A 2,477-nucleotide genomic window follows, 5' to 3' on the forward strand; every position below is an offset into this window, starting at 1 on the left:
GTTTACTGGCACATTCGAACGTACGCSACGACGCGAAACAACGCACGAATCAAGCGACTTAAACACGTACGCGCGCGCAGCATCCAGAGCAGGAAGCATTTTGGAGACAAGGAGCACAAGCGAGTTGTCCGACAAAATGCGTTTCTGCCCTCTCTCCGCACGACTTGCTTGCAAGTCCTAAGTGCGCCCTTGCTCCATAATCACCTGGTGAAATCGCGATTTGCCGCTGTTACAAGCAAATATTGCCCTGTTACAACGTCAATTTGTCCTGTTACAAGCGAAAAAGGGGTTGTTACAAACGCTACAACCCCTGTTACAGGCTCACAAAAGCGTTGCCAGCTCGGGGAAAGACCTCGCTTCGCGAGCTAATCCCCCTCACCGGCTCAATAATGATTTTCGGGTAAATGGTTTTAGGCCGGTTGAACTTGTTACCGAGCGAAAAGCGCCTGTTACCGAGCGATATTTACCTGTTACCGAGCGATATTTGCTTGTTACCGAGCGAAAACGCCTTGTTACCAAGCCCAACCTAGGGGGTTAGGTAAAAAATCGCTCTCAGAGGCTGTGAGGGCGTTTTTTGCTGATTGGGATCTCGGGGCTTGATGGATGGCAGGAAACGCATTTTGTATTACAACTCGCTTGTGCTCCTTGCATTCAAAATGCTTCCTGCTCTCCGAGGGGTCTGCGACGCGTTGGAGTGGCGGCAGGGTCAAGGCTCGCGAAGCGACCGCGAAGCGGCTTGGCCTTGATGCTGCCAGAGCGACTCAAAAAATAGGGTTGGGGGTTTGTAGAACGGAGTGGCGCAAACCCCGTAATTAGACCGCGCTTTTTTGCGTGATTTTGAGCTCAAAAATCGACGCTGGCAGGGGTGTTTTTCCTTGTATTTATACTTAAGGGATAAATCTGGGACTCAAAATAGGCGCTCAGGCCAGTGGTGGCGCGGGTTTAGGGGCGTTTTGACATGTAGAAAGAAAAACCCCAGAATGTTGAGTGTCGAGTCCAACAAAATCTGGGGTTTTCTTATGGCGAAAAGTATAAACGATTCCCGCCAAAATCACCTACTCTATCTTACCGATTATAATACGCATGACAAGCCTTGGGATGCGCACCGCTGCCAATCTGACGATGTTGGCCAGATTTACGCGGGCGTTTTGGAGTTTGAGCGGTATGCGCAGCGCATGGCGGAATGCAGCGGTGTATTGCGTTTCGGCTGGCAAACCGCGCCAGATACGGGCGAGAGCCGCCTAAGGCTACGCGAGGCGCATTTTTGCAGGGTGCGTCACTGTCCCGTCTGCCAGTGGAGGCGCACCCTCATGTGGCAAGCCCGATTCTATCAAGCGATGCCGCGTTTAGCGGCAGAGCATCCCAAAGCGCGTTGGATCTTCCTGACGTTGACGGTTAAAAACTGCCAAATCAGCGAATTACGCGACACTCTCAAGCATATGAATGCGTCTTGGCAGCGGTTAAAAGATCGCAAGGAATTTAAGCCTGTTTCCGGTTGGATACGCTCGACGGAAGTCACGCGCGGCAAGGACGGCACCGCACACCCGCACTTTCACGCGTTGCTGATGGTGCCTCCATCTTGGTTTACTCGGCATTACATCAAACAGGCTCGCTGGGTGGAGCTTTGGCGCGAGTGTTTACGCGCAGACTACGCGCCGAACGTGGACGTGCGAGCCGTTAAGGCGAAGAAAAATCAAGATGAAGCGGACGCGCTACGCGCAGCCGTGGCGGAAACGCTGAAATATTCCACCAAACCCGCCGACATGACCAGCGACAGCGCTTGGTTTCTGGAGCTGACACGCCAAACGCACAAAATGCGATTTTTAGCGTCGGGCGGGACGCTGAAAGACGTTTTGAAGCTGGGCGACGAGACCAACGAAGATCTGATTCTTGCCGACGGTGCACCCGCCGCCGTCGATGAGCCTCACTTACTCGGTTTTAACTGGCACGATTCGGAACGTCGCTACAAGCGCGCACCGAACGCAGATAAAACGCTTTAAACACGCCGCGCAGCGCTCCCAGAGGGCAGGAAGCATTTTGGAGACAAGGAGCACAAGCGAGTTGTCCGACAAAATGCGTTTCCTGCCCTCTCTCCGCACGACTTGCTTGCAAGTCCTAAGTGCGCCCTTGCTCCATAATCACCTGGTGAAATCGCGATTTGCCGCTGTTACAAGCAAATATTGCCCTGTTACAACGTCAATTTGTCCTGTTACAAGCGAAAAGGGTTGTTACAAACGACTACAACCCCTGTTACAGGCTCACAAAAGCGTTGCCAGCTCGGGGAAAGACCTCGCTTCGCGAGCTAATCCCCTCACCGGCTCAATAATGATTTTCGGGTAAATGGTTTTAGGCCGGTTGAACTTGTTACCGAGCGAAAAGCGCCTGTTACCGAGCGATATTTACCTGTTACCGAGCGATATTTGCTTGTTACCGAGCGAAAACGCCTTGTTACCAAGCCCAACCTAGGGGGTTAGGTA

General features: G+C 52.6%; 2 protein-coding genes. Both read left to right on the forward strand.

Annotation, left to right across the window (positions count from 1 at the left end):
* Positions 1 to 220 precede the first annotated feature (220 nt).
* Positions 221 to 538 (forward strand): hypothetical protein, encoded by a 318-nt coding sequence (locus DZ54_RS0117540; RefSeq protein ID WP_025675539.1) that lies wholly within the window; start codon positions 221 to 223, stop codon positions 536 to 538.
* 481 nt (positions 539 to 1,019) lie between these two features.
* Positions 1,020 to 2,000 carry a protein rep gene (locus DZ54_RS0117545; protein ID WP_051416101.1) on the forward strand — a complete coding sequence of 327 codons (981 nt, stop codon included), beginning with the start codon at positions 1,020 to 1,022 and terminating at the stop codon, positions 1,998 to 2,000.
* Positions 2,001 to 2,477: the final 477 nt, after the last annotated feature.

Origin of the sequence: Salinivibrio socompensis S35, from assembly GCF_000513715.1 — a bacterium.
Taxonomy (GTDB): domain Bacteria; phylum Pseudomonadota; class Gammaproteobacteria; order Enterobacterales; family Vibrionaceae; genus Salinivibrio; species Salinivibrio socompensis.

What these genes read in the sequence shown, in the direction of transcription:
- DZ54_RS0117545 (WP_051416101.1), top strand. Translation starts at nt 1,020, where the DNA reads ATGGCGAAAAGTATAAACGATTCCCGCCAAAATCACCTACTCTATCTT.